This is a genomic window from Aphanothece microscopica RSMan92 (assembly GCF_046613545.2).
Classification (GTDB): Bacteria; Cyanobacteriota; Cyanobacteriia; order PCC-6307; family Cyanobiaceae; genus NIES-981.
The window spans coordinates 38,695-54,316 of record NZ_JBKKKY020000011.1 but is presented as its reverse complement, the minus strand read 5'-3'; the positions used below and the strand labels follow the sequence as shown (position 1 = coordinate 54,316).

Below are 15,622 nucleotides of genomic sequence, written 5' to 3'. Positions count from 1 at the left end.
CCTGGCCAGCCTGAGCGAACTGGTGGCCCACGCGGTGCTCTGATCCGGCAACGCCCTGAGCCGGCCAGCGGGAATGGGCACAACGACCTATTGGCGCCGCTGCCGGCGCCAATCTAGAAAATAAAGAGAACCTTAAGAATGTCGATGGTACGAGCCACTGCCGGCGATCTCCACCTCATCTACCTGGATCACCGACCCTTCGCGAGCTGCCTGGATCGTCACTCCGCCGTCCTGCTGCTCCAGCGCCTGCTGACCACCCATCACTCCCGCCGGGTCCATCTGCTGAAGGCCTGACCCCAGGCTCGCTCACGAGCCGGGCGATCTGGTGCTCCCGCCCACTGCTCTGGGCCAGCAGCAGGGCCTGTCCGGCCCGCCCCAGCAGATCCTCGATCCGCCGATCCGCTGGGGTCAGCTCCGTCAGCCCCCCACTCGCGTAGAGCCCCTCACCGCTGCTGGTGAAGACGCCGCTCAGATCGGCGATCGTTGAGCGCACCGCCTCGGCCCGCTCCATGGCCGCCTCCGGGTCGGTGTTCACCATCAGCATGGCGAACTGATCATCCCGCAGCCGCCCGACCAGATCCTGGGGACGGCGCTGCGACCGGCAGACCTCGGCCACATCGCGGAGCACCTGATCACCCGCCTGATGCCCCCAGCGGTTGTTGATCCTGCTGAACTGATCGATGTCGATCAACAGCAGCGCCATCGGCAGGCCGCCCTCCAGGGCACGGTTCACCTCCCGCTGGCCCTGCTCCAGGAAACTCGTCCTGTTCGCCAGACCCGTCAGCGGACAGAGCCGCATCCCGCGGCGCAGGTCCAGTTCACGCACCACCAGATCGGCAAGATCCTGCAGCAGCTTCACCTGCGATGAGCTGAAGTTGCGCGGCACCCGGTCGATGACGCAGAGGGTGCCGAGGTTGTGCCCCTCCGGCGAGGCCAGCGGAGCGCCGGCATAGAAGCGAATCCCGGGCTCATCCACCACCAGGGGGTTGTTGCAGAAGCGGGGGTCGTTGCGGGCATCCGTCACCACCATCGGCTCCCCGCCGACGATCGCGTGGGCACAGAACGCCGCCTCGCGCGGGGTCTCGCTGACCTCCAGACCATGACGGGCCAGAAACCACTGGCGGTTCTTGTCGATCAGGGAAATCAGGGCGATCGGCGTTTCCAGCACCGTGGAGGCCAGCCGAACCAACCGGTCGAAATGGGCATCGCCGGGATGGTCCAGCACCCCGAAGCCCTCCAGATCCCGCTGCCGGTCCTGTTCATCGCGGGGCAGGGGGTAGTCGGGATACACCTTGCTCTCCTCCTGCAGGCTTCACCCTAGGGCGCTCGGTCCGCCCCTCCAGGGCCGATCCGGCAGGGGGGGCCAGGGTGTTTGAGCGCTCCGGAGGCAAGCAGGGATCCTGTCCTGGCGCCCGGTCGACTCCGCGCAGCCAGGTGCCCTGGAGGGTCCCGCCCCGGTTGTGCACGGGGGCTTGACTCTCCAGTCCACTGGACCACCCCATAGGTTGAACCATGCCTCACCGCGCTGAGGGCCCCCTGATGAGCGTCCCGTCCCCTGCCGGCCCGGCCTGCTGCCACGGCGCCGGATCGGAGCCTGCCCTGGTGGCCTCGGCCGCGGAGATGGAACGGGAGCTCGCCCGGGAACGCACCCTGCTGCGCCGCCGGCTGAGCGTGGCGGCGGTGCTCACGCTGCTGGTGATGCTCTCCAGCCTCCCCCACATGCTCGGGCGCCATTCCCTGCCGCTGCTGCCGCCCTGGTTCACCAGCCCCTGGACCCAGCTGCTGCTCACCACGCCGGTGCTGTTCTGGTGCGGGCAGGAGTTCTTCAGCGGTGCCGCCTCGGCCTTCCGCCGCCACAGCGCCGACATGAACACCCTGGTGGCCGCCGGCACCGGCATCGCCTGGCTCACCTCCCTGGTGGCCACCCTCGCCCCGCAGCTGCTCACGGCCGAGGGCCTGCCGGCCGACGTCTACTACGAAACCGCCGCGGTGATCCTCACCCTGGTGCTGCTGGGCCGGCTGCTGGAGGCCAGGGCCCGCGGCCAGACCTCCGAGGCGATCCGGCGGCTGCTGCAGCTCCAGCCCCCCACGGCCCGGGTGCTGCGAGGCGGGGTGCCCCAGGAGATCCCGGTGGCGCTGGTGGCGGTGGGGGATCTGGTGCAGGTGCGCCCCGGCGAGAAGCTGCCCGTCGACGGGGTGGTGGTGGAGGGGAGCTCCTGGGTGGAGGAATCGATGCTCAGCGGCGAACCCACCCCGGTCGCCAAGGGGCCCGGGGACACCGTGATCGGCGCCTCGCTCAACCGCAGCGGCAGCTTCACCTTCCGCGTCAGCCAGGTGGGCGCCGACACGGTGCTGGCTCAGATCGTGGAGCTGGTGCGCCAGGCCCAGAGCTCCCGCACCCGGGTGCAGCGGCTGGCCGACCAGGTGGTGGGCTGGTTCGTGCCGGCGGTGATCGCCCTGGCCATCGCCGCCTTCGTGGTGTGGTTCCTGGTGAGTGGCAACGCCGTGCTGGCGATGCTGTTCCTGGTGAGCGTGCTGGTGATCGCCTGCCCCTGCGCCCTCGGCCTGGCGACGCCCACCTCGATCATGGTGGCCTCGGGCAAGGGGGCGGAGAACGGCCTGATCTTCCGCAGCGCCGAGGCCCTCGAAACCGCCGGTGGGCTGCGCACGCTCGTGCTCGACAAGACCGGCACCCTCACCCGCGGCCAGCCGGCCGTGACCGATTTCGAGCGCCTGCCTGGCGGGCGGCTGGCGGCACCGGAGCTGCTGGCAGCCGTGGCGGCCCTGGAGGAGCGCTCGGAGCATCCGCTGGCCGAGGCGATCGTGCGCTACCTGCGCCCCCAGCTCCCCGAGCCCCCGCTGGCCGCCGTGGAAGGCTTCGAGGCGCTGGCCGGCCGGGGCATCCGGGGCCGCAGCGGCAGCCACGAGCTGCTGGTGGGAAGCCCCCGCTGGTTCAGCGAGCTCGGCCTCGACGTCACGCCCCTCGAGCCCCTGGTGGCCCGGCTGGAGGCCGCCGCCTGCAGCGTGGCGGCCGTGGCGGTGGACGGGCGGATCGAGGCCTGTTTCGGCATCGCCGATCCGCTCAAACCGGATGCCGCCGCCGCCGTGGCCGCCCTGCGGCGGCTGGGGCTCCAGGTGGTGCTGCTCAGCGGCGATGCCCGCCGCACCGCCGAGGTGGTGGGCGCCCAGCTGGGCCTGGATCGGGTGATCGCCGAGGTGCGCCCCGCCGACAAGGCCGCGGTGATCCGCGACCTGCAGGCCCGCGGCGAGGGCCCGGTGGCGATGGTGGGCGATGGGCTCAACGACGCCCCCGCCCTGGCTCAGGCCGATGTGGGCCTGGCCATGGGCACCGGCACCGACGTGGCGATCGCCGCCAGCGACATCACCTTGATCTCCGGCCAGCTGGCCGGGGTGCCGGCGGCGATCGAGCTCAGCCGCCACGCCATGGCCAACATCCGTCAGAACCTGGTGTTCGCCTTTGCCTACAACGTGGCCGGCATCCCGATCGCCGCCGGCCTGCTGTTCCCGCTCACCGGCTGGCTGCTCAGCCCCATGCTCGCCGGCGCCGCCATGGCGTTCAGTTCCGTGTCCGTGGTGAGCAACGCCCTGCGGCTGCGCCGCTTCCGGCCCACGCCCCTGCCCACTGCCGCCCGCCGATGACCTGCTGCCTGCCCGCCGCCGCCCTGACGAGGGCCGAACCGCTCTGGCGCACGATCGAGCAGCCCCTGGCCTTGCGGCTGGCGGTGGCCGCCGCCGGCCTGCTGCTGATCGCGGCGGAACTGTGGTGGTTCCTCGGCCGCCACGGCGAGGCCGCCCCGGCGGCAACCGGCGCAGGCGGGTGGCAGGAGGTGACCATCACCGTCGATGGGGGCTACAGCCCCTCGCGGGTGCGGCTGCAGGCCGGGCGACCGGTGAGGCTGATCTTCGATCGGCGCGATCCCAGCAGCTGCGTGGCCCGGGTGATCGTGCCCGACTTCCAACGCAGCCTCGATCTGCCCCTCGACGCCCGCACCAGCCTCGAGTTGCCGCCGATGGAGCCCGGCGTCTACCCCTTCCACTGCGGCATGGCCATGGTGCGGGGCAGCCTGGAGGTGGAGGCCTAGAGGTGAACGCCTAGGGGGCGAACAGGGCGTCGTACTGGTGGTACGCGGGCTTGCGCAGGCCCTCGACGGCCAGCATCCGGCGCAGGGCGATGATCTCGCCGCGCTGGGCCACGATCACCCCCCGCGCAAACCGGCGGAGGGTGGGGTTGGTGCTCTTGGCGAGGGCGTCATGGGCCATCTGCAGCGCCATGCCGTGGTGGTGCAGCATCCCCTCGAGGAACCACACCACCCGGTTGTCGCGGGTGGGGCCATCGCCGAGCATCCGCATCGCCTCGATCTCCGAGCGGCTCATGCGGGTGAGCCCATCAAGGCTGTCCGGGTCGCCGCCGGGAGCCAGGCTGACCGGGTGGACCGGCGCCTGGGGATACCAGGCCTTGCGCCAGAGCCCCATGGCCCGGATCTCCTGGGCCTGCTCACGCCAGATCGTGCTGGCCAGGGCCCCCACGCCGGGCTCACCGATGCCGAAGACGAACTCACCCATGCGCAGGGCACCGGTGTGGTGCTGCACCATCGCGTCGATGAAGCGCAGGTCGTAGGTGGCCCCGGCCGGCCCCAGGTCGTGGCTGGCGTGGTCGTGCTGATGGTCGTGGTCGTGATCCTGCTCGCCCCGGGCCTGGACGGGGCCATCGCCCTGCTCCCCCTGCCGATGCTCCCCGTGCCGATGGCCCGCGTGGGGGTCCACCGCAGCCAGGGCCGGAGCGGCGAGCAGGGCCGTGAGGGCAAGGGCGGAGAGCCCGCAGCGCCGCAGGGCCGGGAACGCGGAACGGGACATCAACAGACAGGAACGGCAGGCCCGCACAAGCTATGGGCTCCAGTCAGGTGGAGAGTCAAGCCCCCGCCAGCCGCCAGCCCCTCTCGCATGGCAGGCGCCCGCGGCAGACGCCACACGAGCGGCACCTGAGAAGCCGTGTTACGGTTCGTTACATCACGTAAAGATTCGCCATGACCAGCAGCGCCGCCCAGCTCAAGGCCCAACCCAGCACCCCCTCCAAATCCACCCGTGCCGTCCACGTGGAGCAGCTGCGCCGGGTGGAGCTGTTCAACGGCCGCGCCGCCATGCTCGGCCTGCTGATCGGCGTGGTGGTGGAGGGGCTGACGGGCTTCAGCATCCTCCACCAGATCGGCCTGGGCCCCCTGGTGGATGGCTATGCCGCCTGCCACACCAACCTGCTGCCGTTCTGCCTCTGATCCGGCCCGCCGGCCCCCCCGCGACCTGACCCGATCCTGCGCCGTGATCCGCTCCATCGTCATTGACCTGGCCTCCACCGTGCTGGGGCTCCCCCTTCGCCAGATCGGCCTGGCCCTGGGATTCGCCCGGGCGCTGCTGCCGGTGGCCTGAGCCGGGCCGCGGGCGCGGGCGCGGGATCAGGCTCAGGCCACCTCCGGGGCCCAGCCGCTGCGGCGGTGCAGCTCCTGGGTCCAACCCGCACAGCGCCGGGTGATGTGCTCGCCATGGGCGATCAGGCCCTGATGGAGATGGCAGGCGAGCAGGGGAATGCCGCCAGGCCCTGGATGGTGCCGGAAGAAATGGCAGGTCAGACAGACGCAGCGGCTGCGGCTGGCGACCAGCCGCTCGGCCCCGAGGGCGGGCCACTCCTCGATCGGCTCGAGGCGGGAGGGCTGGATGGAGGCGAGGGCAAGGGGGACCATGGCGACCACGGAGGTGATACACCTGTACTAGCGCAGAATGGCGCTGGCGTCACCTCCTCCCTGGCCGTTTTCAGCCCTGTTTGGGCCCGATCGGGTCACACACCATCCGTCGCACGCCGGCTCCCCTTGGTACGGCAGCTGAGCTACCGGCGTGAGGTCATGCACGTTGGCTGTTTGGCCACCGGTTGTGGCCACCTGGCTGTTAGGCCACCATGCAGTCCATCAGCACATAGGACTCGGGGTGAGGCCGGGCCCGTCGCCCGCGGGAGCTCACGGCAGCGTCCACAGCCGCACCTTCACGTCCGGTTCATGGCTGCCCCCCACCAGCCAGTGACCATCGGGGGAAAGCCCGGCCAGGCTGATCCCTTGGTTGTACCGGGAGAGGCGCTGGAGCAGGGTTCCCTGGCGGCTCCAGATCTGGATCTCGTCCAGGGTCTGCACCTGCAGGGTGGTGCCGTCGCTGCTGAACCGCACCGCCTCCGGCGGGGAGGGCGGCAGGTCGCCGGCCTGGGGATCCGCCAGCACCAGCAGCTGGGCTCCCTGCAGGGACCAGAGCGCCGGCCTGCCCTCCATCGGCGCCACCAGCAGCAGCGTGCCATCGGGGGATAGATCGGCCCGAGGTGCGTCGGTTCCCGCAACAAGGCCGGTGGGGAAGGAGCGGATCAGCGTTCCCTCCAGCCGCCAGTGGTTCACCCGGCCATCGCCACTCACCGCCACGAAGGATTGCCCATCGGGGTGATAGGCAAGGAACCGGATGTTTCCATCCCCTTGATCCGCCGCATCGGCAGACGTGATCGGAAAGCCGCGAAAGGTGTGCCTCAGTTTTCCATCCACTCCCCACAGCTGCGCCAGACCCCGTGGAAATCCGATCACAACGGACTGACCATCCGGAGCCAGGGCCATGGCACTCGGGACCATGAAGGCATCGGCCTCGCCGCCGACCATACCTTTCGCATAGCTGGTGCTGACGAGCAGAGCGCCGCTGGCAGACCGCACCTCCAGGTGATCGACCCCGACAATCACCAGTGTCTGTCCATCTGCTGACAGGTAGCCGCCATCGGGGGGGGAGCTGGCCTCTCCGGAGAAGGTCGGTGTGCCGATCACCAGCAGACGTCCGTCGGGCCGGCCCGCGATGATCGTCTCAGCGGGTAAAAGCTCCAGGCGGCGGTTGGTCAGATCGAGCCGACCCAGCCGGTTGGCGCAGGTGAACAGGAACCCGCCGCCACCGGCCAGGTAGCCCAACCCGTCGTAGGCCAACCGCCCGGAGCTGGGCTCGGGGTTGGCGCACGCTGGAATCGGTTCGCCTACAGGCTCAAGGGCCAGCACCCGCTCGCCGACCGCCAACCAGCAGCTCAGGGCCAGCAAGGCTGCGGTCAGTCCCCATGGCAGCCCCGAGAAAGCAGCCCGTGGCCGTCCGCTGCCACGCAGCAGCTGATCTCCTTCGCTGGGCCTGAGCGGACGATTCGCCGGAATCCGCTCTTCGTTCAAAACGCAGGAGAACAGAGGGCCATGGCGCTGCTGCCGGCCTCGCATCAACGACCATGCGGATGGCCCATTCTCGCAGAGGTTTCGGTGCCATTCTGCGAACGCTCAACGATTCAGTCCCACCAATTCAGTGGCCCAGACTGGTCGGTGACCGCCACTCCCAGCTGGTCGCACGCCGATGGAAGAGCAGCAGCCCCTGCCAGCGGGGCCGATCCGGCTCGATCTGCCGGCCGGCGTTCACCAGCTCTGCAGCTGCGGCCGCAGTCGCCACGGCTGGTTCTGTGATGGCGCCCACCTCGGCACGGGCCGTATCTCCCACGAACTGCGGTTGGAGCAGCCCACCACAGTGACGCTGTGCGGCTGCGGCCGCTCCCACCACTACCCCCTCTGCGACGGCAGCCACACCCGGCAGGCCCGGCGCGGCTGGTGGCGTGGCTGGTGGCCTGGCCGAAGGGCGCCGGCGTGAGCGCCATGGCCCCGCTGCTGGCCGGCCTGGCCCTGGTGGTGGTGCTGGATCTGCTGGTGTTCGGGCTGCTGCTGCCCTCGCTGCTGATCCGGGGCGTGCTGGCGCCGCTCAACCCGGGCGTGATCTTCTGCGGCACGGGAGCGCGCAAGCGGCTGGCACTCACCATCGACGACGGCCCCAGCGGCCCCGGCTCCCAGGCCCTGCTGGAGCTGCTGGAGGAGCTGCAGGTGCCGGCCACCTTCTTCCTGATCGGCTCCCATCTGGAGCGGGATCCGGCCTTCCCGCGCCGGGCGCTGCAGCAGGGCCACAGCCTCGGCAACCACCTCTGGCGCGATGAGCGCTCCGCTGCCCTGGAGGAGGCCGTCTTCCTGCAGCAGCTCCGCGACACCGAACGGAGCGTGGAGCGGGCCGCCTGCCCCGAATCGGTGACCTGGCGGTGGTGCCGCCCCGGCCAGGGCTGGTTCCACAACCGCATGCTGGCGTGGCTGGCGGGGCGCCGCTACCGGCTGGTGCTGGGCTCGATCTTCCCGTGGGACACCCTGAAGCCGCCCCTGGGATTCGTGCGCTGGTTCGTGCTCGCCAACGCCCACCCCGGCGGCATCCTGGTGCTGCACGACACCCCGGCCCTGAACGGCCGCACCCGCCAGGCCCTGCAGCGGATCATCCCCGCGCTGCGGCGCCGGGGTTACAGCTTCGTGCCACTGGCGGAGCTGCTCGATCCGGGCTCCTGAAGGGCCGCCCACCAGCGCTCCACCACCGCGGGGCTGCCGTACCAGCTGGTGCCGAAGGCACCGCCATGGGCCACGCCGGGCAGCACCAGGGGGGTGGAGCCCTCCAGCAGGGCCGAGGCCACCGGCACCAGGCCATCGCCGCGGTCGTGGGGATCGCCGGTGCTGTTGCGGTAGGCCGTGGGCGCCAGGCGCTGGGCCATCGGGCTGGCTTCGGCCAGGTCCAGATCCCCCGCCACCGACACGTAGCGCACCCGATCGGCGAAGGGGCAGCCCGGCAGGCGCCGCTGCACCATCTGGCGCAGCACCGTGGCCTTGAGGGCCGTGTGGGGACTGCCCAGCATCACCAGCGCGCTCGCCAGGGCCTTGCCGTCGTAGCGGCGGCCCTGGAAGGGGGCGTCATCCAGGAACAGCCGCAGCATGATGCCGCCGGAGCTGTGGCCGATCAGGGTCACCTGGCCGGTGGGCGACTGGCTGGCCAGCTCGCGGGCGGCGGTGGCGACGCGATCGAGGATGCGGGCCCAGGCGAAGGCGAACACCGTGAGCAGCCATTCCGGCTTGCCCACCGGCACCAGCCGCACCGGCTGGCCGCTCAGCTGCTCCAGCCGCTGGAGCATCGGTGCATAGGCCTCGGGGCTGATCAGGAAGCCGCCGAGGACCAGGATCGGTTGGCAGGGCATGGAACGCAACGCAGCAACGGGGTGATCAGGGCGCCTGGATCCACCAACGCCAGGCACTGATCCCGGCCACAGCCAGGCAGGGCAGCAGGAACACCAGGTCGTCGGCCTGCAGCGGGGTGGAGGAGAGGGTGACGATCACCAGGCCACTGCTCAGGGCCAGCAACGCCAGAGCCAGCGCCCCTGCCCGCCGCAGACTCGGCACAAAGCCCATCACCACAAGAGCCAGCCACAGCAGCGGCAGCCCATAGATCCCCCAGACCAGAAACCCGTTCAGATGGTGGAGGGCCGTTTCGAGGAGGGCGAACAGCCCCTTGGAGCGGGCCAGATCGCCGATGACCAGAAACAGCAGCGCCAGCGCCACATAGGGCAGCACAAGGATGCAGCCGAAGCCATGCAGCACGGCCGGGATGACCCTCGCACCCCCGGGGGACCCGGACGGTGACGGGGGAGGCCTCATTCGGCGATCCGCACCGGCTCGGTGCAGAACCTGGTGCCGGCGATCGAGCCCGCGGGCAGGTAGCTCCAGGCTGGATCGGCGCCGAAGTTGTAGACCTCCTGGCCGGCCCGCGACAGCCGGAACAGCGTCCAGCTGTCGCGCTCGCAGCTGAGCCCGATCACCGCCCGCCCCCCCGCCAGGGGCTGGGCGGCGGCGGCCACGGGCAGAGCCAGCAGGATCGCCTGCGGCGCCAGCTGGCGAAGGCCGGAAGCACCGTTCATCGGGAACCATCCACTTCCCTCCAGCGTGACAGTCGGACCCACGCGCCCCGAGGCCACCAGTCAGCTCACCGGGCTCGGCGACTGTGCCGCGCATGAGCGCCCCGGGCCGGAGTCCGCCGACTCCTGCAAAGGATTCGGCAGGGGAACACGCTGCAAATAGGTGTCCTGCAGAATATACATTCGCCTCACATCCTGGTAGCGGCCACCACTGAAGAACTCCTGAACGAAGTAGCCCTCTTCCGCGAAGCCACAGTCTTCGTAAAGATGAATCGCCTTCTGGTTCTCAATGGCCACCACGAGATAGACCTTATGGAGATTCATGATGTTGAAGGCATAATCCAACGCCCTGCCGATCAGCTCCCTGGCGAAGCCCTTACCCTGATGGACGGGATCAATGATGATCTGGAATTCAGCCCGGCGGTGAATGTAGTCGATTTCAATCAGCTCAACCAGCCCGATGAGCTGCTCCAGGCTGTCTTCAGCGATGAACCGCCGTTCAGCATTGTCGTGAATATGCCTGCTGTAGAGCTCCTCCAACTCATCAAAGGATTCATAGGGCTCCTCGAACCAGTAGGACATGATGTTTCGATTGTTGTTCAAGCGATGAACAAATCGAAGATCCTTCCGTTCCAGAGCACGTAGCAGGAGCGTCATGCCCATGAGGTTGATGCAACCAGCGTGGAAACAATCATGGCACCATGCTGTAGCGATCAGACTGGTTGAGCCCCCTGCTTCGCCCTGGGAAGGCCTCAAACAGCGCCCGGTGCAGCCTGAGGCCGCACTCCGCTTCGCGGGTCGGGTAGGAACGCATCCAGGCGGCAGCGCCAGCATTGCCCAGAAGAATGAGGCGCATGCGGGTGCGTCTGCAGCGTGTGGTGGAGATGCCACCATGTCTCAGACTGGCGCTGACATACCGAGAAACGTCGAGAGTCGTCGAACGATGTCTTCGACTTCCCTCCTGGACCACGAGGAGCCCGATCGCAGCTTGTGCCCATCAGACATCTGAATCATCAGGGCGTAGCTAGGCGCTCCATCGGTCCAGTCGTGCTTCTCAACCCACAGACGTGCAATCTCTCTGAGTCGGAATTGAAGGGTGCGCCTCGGGACAATGGGAGCGCCAGCCGAGTATGTGAAGACGCCATCATCCTTGTCGAACCTGAGCATGGAATTCAGGCTTGCCATTGCAGCCCAGAACAGCAGCGCACTGACGGCAACAGCCCCCAGCGAAATGACAGCCGCAAACAGAAAGAACACATTGAAGTAGCTGCTCCAGTTGGGCCGGATAACCAGCTCGTATGGCGCCAGCAAGGGGAAGAAAGCCAACACGAACGACAAGCACCGTTGACCAGCCGGCACATGGGAGTGGATCTCGATAGCGCTGATCCCTTGATGAACGCTGAACACCGCGGTGGCGAGCTGACAACAGGTAACGAAGGATTCAGATCATGAAGCCGGGTGATCCGAATGGATGCTCAGGTGTGGTTGGCCACCAGGGTGTTCATGCCAGCAGCTGAGCCCTCGGACCTGTAGGCGGCACCGCTGTCGCGGAGCAGCTGATGGCAGCCGATCCCCCACCTGGCGGAACAGCGCCAGCTGCCTCCTCTCGACACAGCCATCAACCAGGGGACCTGCCGCGACCCGGTCTCCTGGCCCACTCAGCGGACCATGTCGGAGCTGGGCTCGGAGGGCCGCTGGCCGCCCTGCAGCAGCCGGATGCCCGTGCTGTCCTGCAGCTGCTTCAGCAGGGTGGCCAGCGAGAGGTTCACCTGCCCCTGACGCTCGCCGATCAGGGTCACCTCCTCGACCTCGATGTCCCCGACCGTGCCGCTGAGCATGGTGAGCAGGGGTTCAAGCTTCTGCAGCAGGAACAGACGCTTGGCATCGTCGCCGGATCGCTTCAGCGACTGCACCAGTTCGCGCAGACCCTCGGCCTGGGAGCGCCCCTGCTCCACGATGGTGGCGGCCTGCCCCTTGGCCTCGGCGACCATCGTCTGGCATTCCGATTCGGCCGGGGCGATCACGTCAGCCTCCAGCTGCTGGATCACCTGTTTGATCCGCTCCTCCTGCATCGGCAGCTCCGCCTCGGCCCTGGCCAGTTCGGCTCCGACCTCGGCTTCCACTTCCGCCACCATGGCGTCGCGGCGGGTGAGGGCATCCGTGATCCGCTTCTGGGCGTTGGCGGTGGCGATGGCCAGCTCCTTGTCGAGTCGACGCAGGGAGGTGATGCGCTCGTTTTCGGCCTGCTTCACGGCCGATTGGGAGGCCGCCTCGGCCTCGGCGATGCGGGAATCCCGTCGCAGCTCCACCAGCTGCTTGCGACCGATGGAGTCGAGGTAGCGCACATCATCGGAGATGTTCTGGATCTGGAGGGTGTCGAGCACCAGCCCAAGCCGCTGCAGATCGTCCTCCGCTTCCTCCAGCAGCGTTCGAGCGAAGGTCACCTTGTCTTCATTGAGCTGCTCTGGCGTGAGGCTGGCCATCACCCCGCGGAGATTGCCCTCGAGCGTCTCCTTGGCAATGTGGCGGATCTGATCCTGCGACTTGCCGATCAACCGCTCGATGGCGTTGTGAATGCCTGGTTCCTCTCCAGAGATCTTGATGTTGGCCACCCCAGCCACGTTGAGGGGAATGCCGCCCTTCGAGTAGGCGTTGTCCACCTTGAGGTCGATGATCATGTTGCTGAGGTCGAGGCGCATGACCTCTTCCAGCACGGGAATGCGGATGGCACTGCCGCCCCGCACCGTTCGGTAACCCACGGCGCTGCCGCTGCCGGTGCGACGGCGCAGACCGGCAAGGATCAGAACCTCACTGGGCTGGCAGATGAAATACAGCCGACTCAGCAGCACATAGAAAGCCCCCAGACCGGCAAGACCGGAAAGACCGATGGCGAAAAAGATCATGAGTTGCTGGCGGAGGACCGGAGTGTCCCCAGCAGATCAATGCCGAGGATCTCGTGAACCTGCTCAAAGAACTGACGCACGACGACGTGATTGAGCGCCACCAGACTGGCGAGGCTGGTGGCGTCATTGCCGTCAATGGCGGTGATGCGCTTGAGATGCAGCTGACCCGGGAGCCGGGCCGCCTGCTGCAGCACCATCTCGATCTGCTGCAGCAGGAACACCAGTTCGGCCGTGCTGCCGGCTTCATTCCAGACGTCGGTGAGCAGATCGTTCACCAGGGCGCTGGCCTTGACGTCTTCCGCCGTGGCGGAGGCACGGCCTCGGGCCCGCAGCTCCTCGGCCTTCTGGCGGGCCTGGGCCGGCAGCACCGCCTCGGCCCTGAGGCGCAGCCGTTCCAGCTCCGCCCGCACCTTCTGCAGCTGCTGCTCCGCGCGGGCGCGGGCCTCCAGCTCGGCCGCCTGGGTGCGCTCCTCTTCGGAGCGGGCCGTCTTCTCCATCAGGGCCACTTTCGTGCGCACCGCATTGCCCTTCTCCAGCACCGCCGTGGCGGTCTGTGTGCGCATCACCTCGGCCACCTCCTCCATCTCCGCTTCGATGCGCTCCGCCTGGCCGATCGCCTCCGCTTCGGCGATCTCGGCATCGCGCACGATCTGGGCAATGCGGCGGCGGCTGATCGAGTTGAGGTAGTCGACGTCGTCGGAGACGCTCTGAATCTTGAGGGTGTCCAGCTGCAGGCCCAGCCGCCGGAGATCTTCGCCGACGTCGTCGGCGATCTGCTCGGCAAAACGCAGCCGGTCCTCGTTCACCTGCTCGGGGGTGAGCTGGGCGAGCACGCTGCGCAGGTTGCCTTCCAGGTTTTCCTTGGCCACCTGCACGATCTCGCTGGGATCGCGGCCCAGAAACCGCTCGATCGCGTTGTTGCGCACCTCGGGGTCGGTGCTCACCTTGACGTTGGCGATCGCCTGGATGTTCAGCGGTGTGCCCCCCTTCGAGTAGGCGTTGCTGACTTCAACCAGCACCGGCAGCAATGTGACATCCATGCGCCGAGCTGTCTCCAGAACGGGCTTGACGAAGGTCCAGCCACCATTGGCCACAACCCGATAACCCTTGCTGCCCTCGCCCCTGTCAGGGCTTCTGGAGCCCGTCACCACCAGCATTTCATGGGGTCTGCAGATGCGGATCATCCATTTGCTGATGATCGTCAGGGCGATCAGTCCGACGAAGATCCCAGAGCTGGCACCGAGAATCAGGCCAAGCTGAGGGTCACGGTTGTTGACGGGCAGAGGTGGTGGGTAAGACTGCAGGAACAGGGCGTTTGTTGCCATCTGAGCTGGTTCTCCCGGCCTCTGCCGGTGTAGCAGGCATGGTTTGGCGCTGAAGGCTTGTACTGGCTTTCTTCATTTTTGTAGAGTTCTTCAGTTGGGCGGCCCGAGTGAACTTCTTGACAGGAGACAACTTCTTTACAGATCGTCTGCACGGATGACTGTCAGGGTGTGCCCCTCGTTGCTCAGCACGATCACGCGTTCGTTGAGGGCCAGGGGCTCGGAGGTGCTCACAGCCGGGCGGCGGATCAAGGTGCCCCTCACGCTGACCTCCACGAACCCCCGCTGGCGTGGATCCATCGGCAGCGTCACCCGACCCTCGCAGCCGATGAGATCTTCGCTGGAGACCAGGCTGTTGACACGGCGGCCGCCCAGGAGCTGCAGGGTGCGACTGGCCGCGAAACCCAGCAGCAGACCCGTGCTCGCGGCCACCAGCAGCGACAGGGTCGGGGCCAGCTGAGGATCAATCAGGCTGATCAGCAGTCCGCAGAGGCCGAAGCCGGCCATCCCGAACGACCAGAACGGCGTACTCAGCAGGATGCTGAAGGGCCCACCCATACCGTCACCACCATCGAGATCAGCGTCGGCTCCTGAAGCAATCGCGAGCACGATCAGCAGGCTCCCGGCAAGGAAGCAGAACAGGTAGGTGATCACCATGGCCGTGAGCGACGAGCGGGTCGGGGAGCACCCAGGTCTCCATTTTCCCAATGCTCCGTCCGGATGCCGGCGACTCGGTCCTCCCTGGCGTTCGCCGCCGCCGGCGGCACGGCAGGGCGCCCCCCACACCCGTGACACAAAGCCTTTCAAGGCTTACGGTGCAAAGGGAGAAGCATCAGGTGCTCAGATGCGACGACTGACGAGTCAGCTGCGTGGCGATTTCCTCCCTATTTTGCTGATCTTGCTTTTCCTGGCATCACTCAATTGGAGCTTGATGCTGCTCAGGAGTAAAGAGTCAGAGCAGATCAGTGCAGGAGACAGACTTGCCATCAAAGAGGACGCGACGGCACAGGAGCAACAACCAGAAGTGAATGCCGAAAGCGCGGATTCCGGCATTAAGACAATACAAGAGAAAGAGCTCATCGACCCCCAGCCAACAACCCCTCCCAATGATCAAGATCGATCGACAGCCACCGACTACTTCGACAGCGGCGTCAGAAGATTTTTCTCGGGAGACAAGGCAGGAGCGATCACAGACTATTCGAACGCCATCGCCAAAAACCCCAGCTTTGCGATGGCTTACTACAATCGAGGAGACGCCAAGAGACACCTTGGCGACTACAAGGGGGCAGTCCAGGATTTCAGCCTAAGCCTCAAGCTACAACCCCGATACGCAGAAGCATGGGGCAACAGAGGGCTGGCAAAGACAAAACTTGGCGATAAACAAGATGGCTGCCAAGATCTCAAGAGGGGTGCCGCATTGGGCTCGAAGATCAGCGAAAGCCTTTATGGCCAGATTTGCTCTGAATGAACCAGATATACTCTAGATGAAATCAGATCTCTGATTCAGATCAGACCAGAAAAAGTCAACATCAAGACAGCCATACAAGTCAGCAGCACAAGAACTTCTGCCC

18 protein-coding genes are annotated in these 15,622 nt (G+C 67.2%); 6 read left to right on the top strand and 12 right to left on the bottom strand.

The features are described from left to right. Nucleotides 1-175: 175 nt before the first annotated feature. Entirely contained in the window at nucleotides 176-1,291 is a 1,116-nt protein-coding gene (locus ACLD7X_RS05030; protein WP_411422404.1) for a sensor domain-containing diguanylate cyclase, read from the bottom strand. A 248-nt stretch (nucleotides 1,292-1,539) separates the two neighbouring features. Between ACLD7X_RS05030 and ACLD7X_RS05025 the strand changes: the two genes are divergently transcribed. Next, on the top strand, nucleotides 1,540-3,660 hold the full coding sequence (locus ACLD7X_RS05025; protein ID WP_411422403.1) for a copper-translocating P-type ATPase: 2,121 nt from the start codon (nucleotides 1,540-1,542) through the stop codon (nucleotides 3,658-3,660). Continuing rightward, nucleotides 3,657-4,103: a cupredoxin domain-containing protein gene (locus ACLD7X_RS05020; RefSeq protein ID WP_411422402.1), complete on the top strand. Its 447-nt coding sequence runs from the start codon at nucleotides 3,657-3,659 to the stop codon at nucleotides 4,101-4,103. Before ACLD7X_RS05025 ends, ACLD7X_RS05020 begins: the two co-directional genes overlap by 4 nt. 10 nt (nucleotides 4,104-4,113) lie before the next feature. Here the strand turns inward: ACLD7X_RS05020 and ACLD7X_RS05015 are convergent, their stop codons facing one another. Continuing rightward, nucleotides 4,114-4,875, bottom strand: coding sequence for a DUF305 domain-containing protein (locus tag ACLD7X_RS05015; RefSeq protein WP_411422401.1), 762 nt, complete (start codon nucleotides 4,873-4,875; stop codon nucleotides 4,114-4,116). A 170-nt stretch (nucleotides 4,876-5,045) separates the two neighbouring features. Here ACLD7X_RS05015 and ACLD7X_RS05010 point away from each other — a divergent pair, with 170 nt between their 5' ends. Further along, the gene (locus ACLD7X_RS05010) at nucleotides 5,046-5,291 is read left to right on the top strand and encodes a chlorophyll a/b-binding protein (protein ID WP_411422400.1); all 246 of its coding nucleotides are present in this window, start codon (nucleotides 5,046-5,048) and stop codon (nucleotides 5,289-5,291) included. 183 nt (nucleotides 5,292-5,474) lie between these two features. On the opposite strand, the gene ACLD7X_RS05005 is transcribed toward ACLD7X_RS05010, so the two are convergent. Further along, nucleotides 5,475-5,753 carry a hypothetical protein gene (locus ACLD7X_RS05005; protein ID WP_411422399.1) on the bottom strand — a complete coding sequence of 93 codons (279 nt, stop codon included), beginning with the start codon at nucleotides 5,751-5,753 and terminating at the stop codon, nucleotides 5,475-5,477. Nucleotides 5,754-6,023: 270 nt separating this feature from the next. Further along, complete coding sequence (locus tag ACLD7X_RS05000) at nucleotides 6,024-7,118, bottom strand: WD40 repeat domain-containing protein (protein WP_412006894.1); 1,095 nt, start codon at nucleotides 7,116-7,118, stop codon at nucleotides 6,024-6,026. Nucleotides 7,119-7,416: 298 nt separating this feature from the next. Between ACLD7X_RS05000 and ACLD7X_RS04995 the strand changes: the two genes are divergently transcribed. Further along, nucleotides 7,417-7,704 carry a CDGSH iron-sulfur domain-containing protein gene (locus tag ACLD7X_RS04995; protein WP_411422397.1) on the top strand — a complete coding sequence of 96 codons (288 nt, stop codon included), beginning with the start codon at nucleotides 7,417-7,419 and terminating at the stop codon, nucleotides 7,702-7,704. After that, nucleotides 7,677-8,435, top strand: coding sequence for a chitin deacetylase family protein (locus ACLD7X_RS04990; protein WP_411422396.1), 759 nt, complete (start codon nucleotides 7,677-7,679; stop codon nucleotides 8,433-8,435). The genes ACLD7X_RS04995 and ACLD7X_RS04990 overlap by 28 nt, the downstream gene beginning before the upstream one ends. Here ACLD7X_RS04990 and ACLD7X_RS04985 read toward each other — a convergent pair. From ACLD7X_RS04985 to ACLD7X_RS04950, 8 genes are all read right to left on the bottom strand, one after another. Next, nucleotides 8,390-9,112, bottom strand: a complete 723-nt coding sequence (locus ACLD7X_RS04985; RefSeq protein ID WP_411422395.1) for an esterase/lipase family protein — start codon at nucleotides 9,110-9,112, stop codon at nucleotides 8,390-8,392. The genes ACLD7X_RS04990 and ACLD7X_RS04985 overlap by 46 nt on opposite strands. 25 nt (nucleotides 9,113-9,137) lie before the next feature. After that, on the bottom strand, nucleotides 9,138-9,512 hold the full coding sequence (locus ACLD7X_RS04980; protein ID WP_425625096.1) for an RNA-binding protein: 375 nt from the start codon (nucleotides 9,510-9,512) through the stop codon (nucleotides 9,138-9,140). A gap of 53 nt (nucleotides 9,513-9,565) precedes the next feature. Then, on the bottom strand, nucleotides 9,566-9,871 hold the full coding sequence (locus ACLD7X_RS04975; RefSeq protein WP_425625095.1) for a hypothetical protein: 306 nt from the start codon (nucleotides 9,869-9,871) through the stop codon (nucleotides 9,566-9,568). 18 nt (nucleotides 9,872-9,889) lie between these two features. Then, the gene (gene speG / locus ACLD7X_RS04970) at nucleotides 9,890-10,483 is read right to left on the bottom strand and encodes a spermidine N1-acetyltransferase (RefSeq protein WP_411422392.1); all 594 of its coding nucleotides are present in this window, start codon (nucleotides 10,481-10,483) and stop codon (nucleotides 9,890-9,892) included. A gap of 240 nt (nucleotides 10,484-10,723) precedes the next feature. Next, nucleotides 10,724-11,164: a hypothetical protein gene (locus ACLD7X_RS04965; protein ID WP_412006893.1), complete on the bottom strand. Its 441-nt coding sequence runs from the start codon at nucleotides 11,162-11,164 to the stop codon at nucleotides 10,724-10,726. 320 nt (nucleotides 11,165-11,484) lie between these two features. Further along, nucleotides 11,485-12,729: a flotillin family protein gene (locus ACLD7X_RS04960; RefSeq protein ID WP_411422388.1), complete on the bottom strand. Its 1,245-nt coding sequence runs from the start codon at nucleotides 12,727-12,729 to the stop codon at nucleotides 11,485-11,487. After that, nucleotides 12,726-14,054, bottom strand: a complete 1,329-nt coding sequence (locus ACLD7X_RS04955) for a flotillin family protein (RefSeq protein WP_411422387.1) — start codon at nucleotides 14,052-14,054, stop codon at nucleotides 12,726-12,728. The genes ACLD7X_RS04960 and ACLD7X_RS04955 overlap by 4 nt, the downstream gene beginning before the upstream one ends. Nucleotides 14,055-14,189: 135 nt before the next feature. After that, on the bottom strand, nucleotides 14,190-14,708 hold the full coding sequence (locus ACLD7X_RS04950; protein WP_412006892.1) for an NfeD family protein: 519 nt from the start codon (nucleotides 14,706-14,708) through the stop codon (nucleotides 14,190-14,192). Here ACLD7X_RS04950 and ACLD7X_RS04945 point away from each other — a divergent pair. Next, nucleotides 14,707-15,519 carry a tetratricopeptide repeat protein gene (locus ACLD7X_RS04945; RefSeq protein WP_412006891.1) on the top strand — a complete coding sequence of 271 codons (813 nt, stop codon included), beginning with the start codon at nucleotides 14,707-14,709 and terminating at the stop codon, nucleotides 15,517-15,519. The two genes, ACLD7X_RS04950 and ACLD7X_RS04945, sit on opposite strands and share 2 nt — an antisense overlap. Nucleotides 15,520-15,622: the final 103 nt, after the last annotated feature.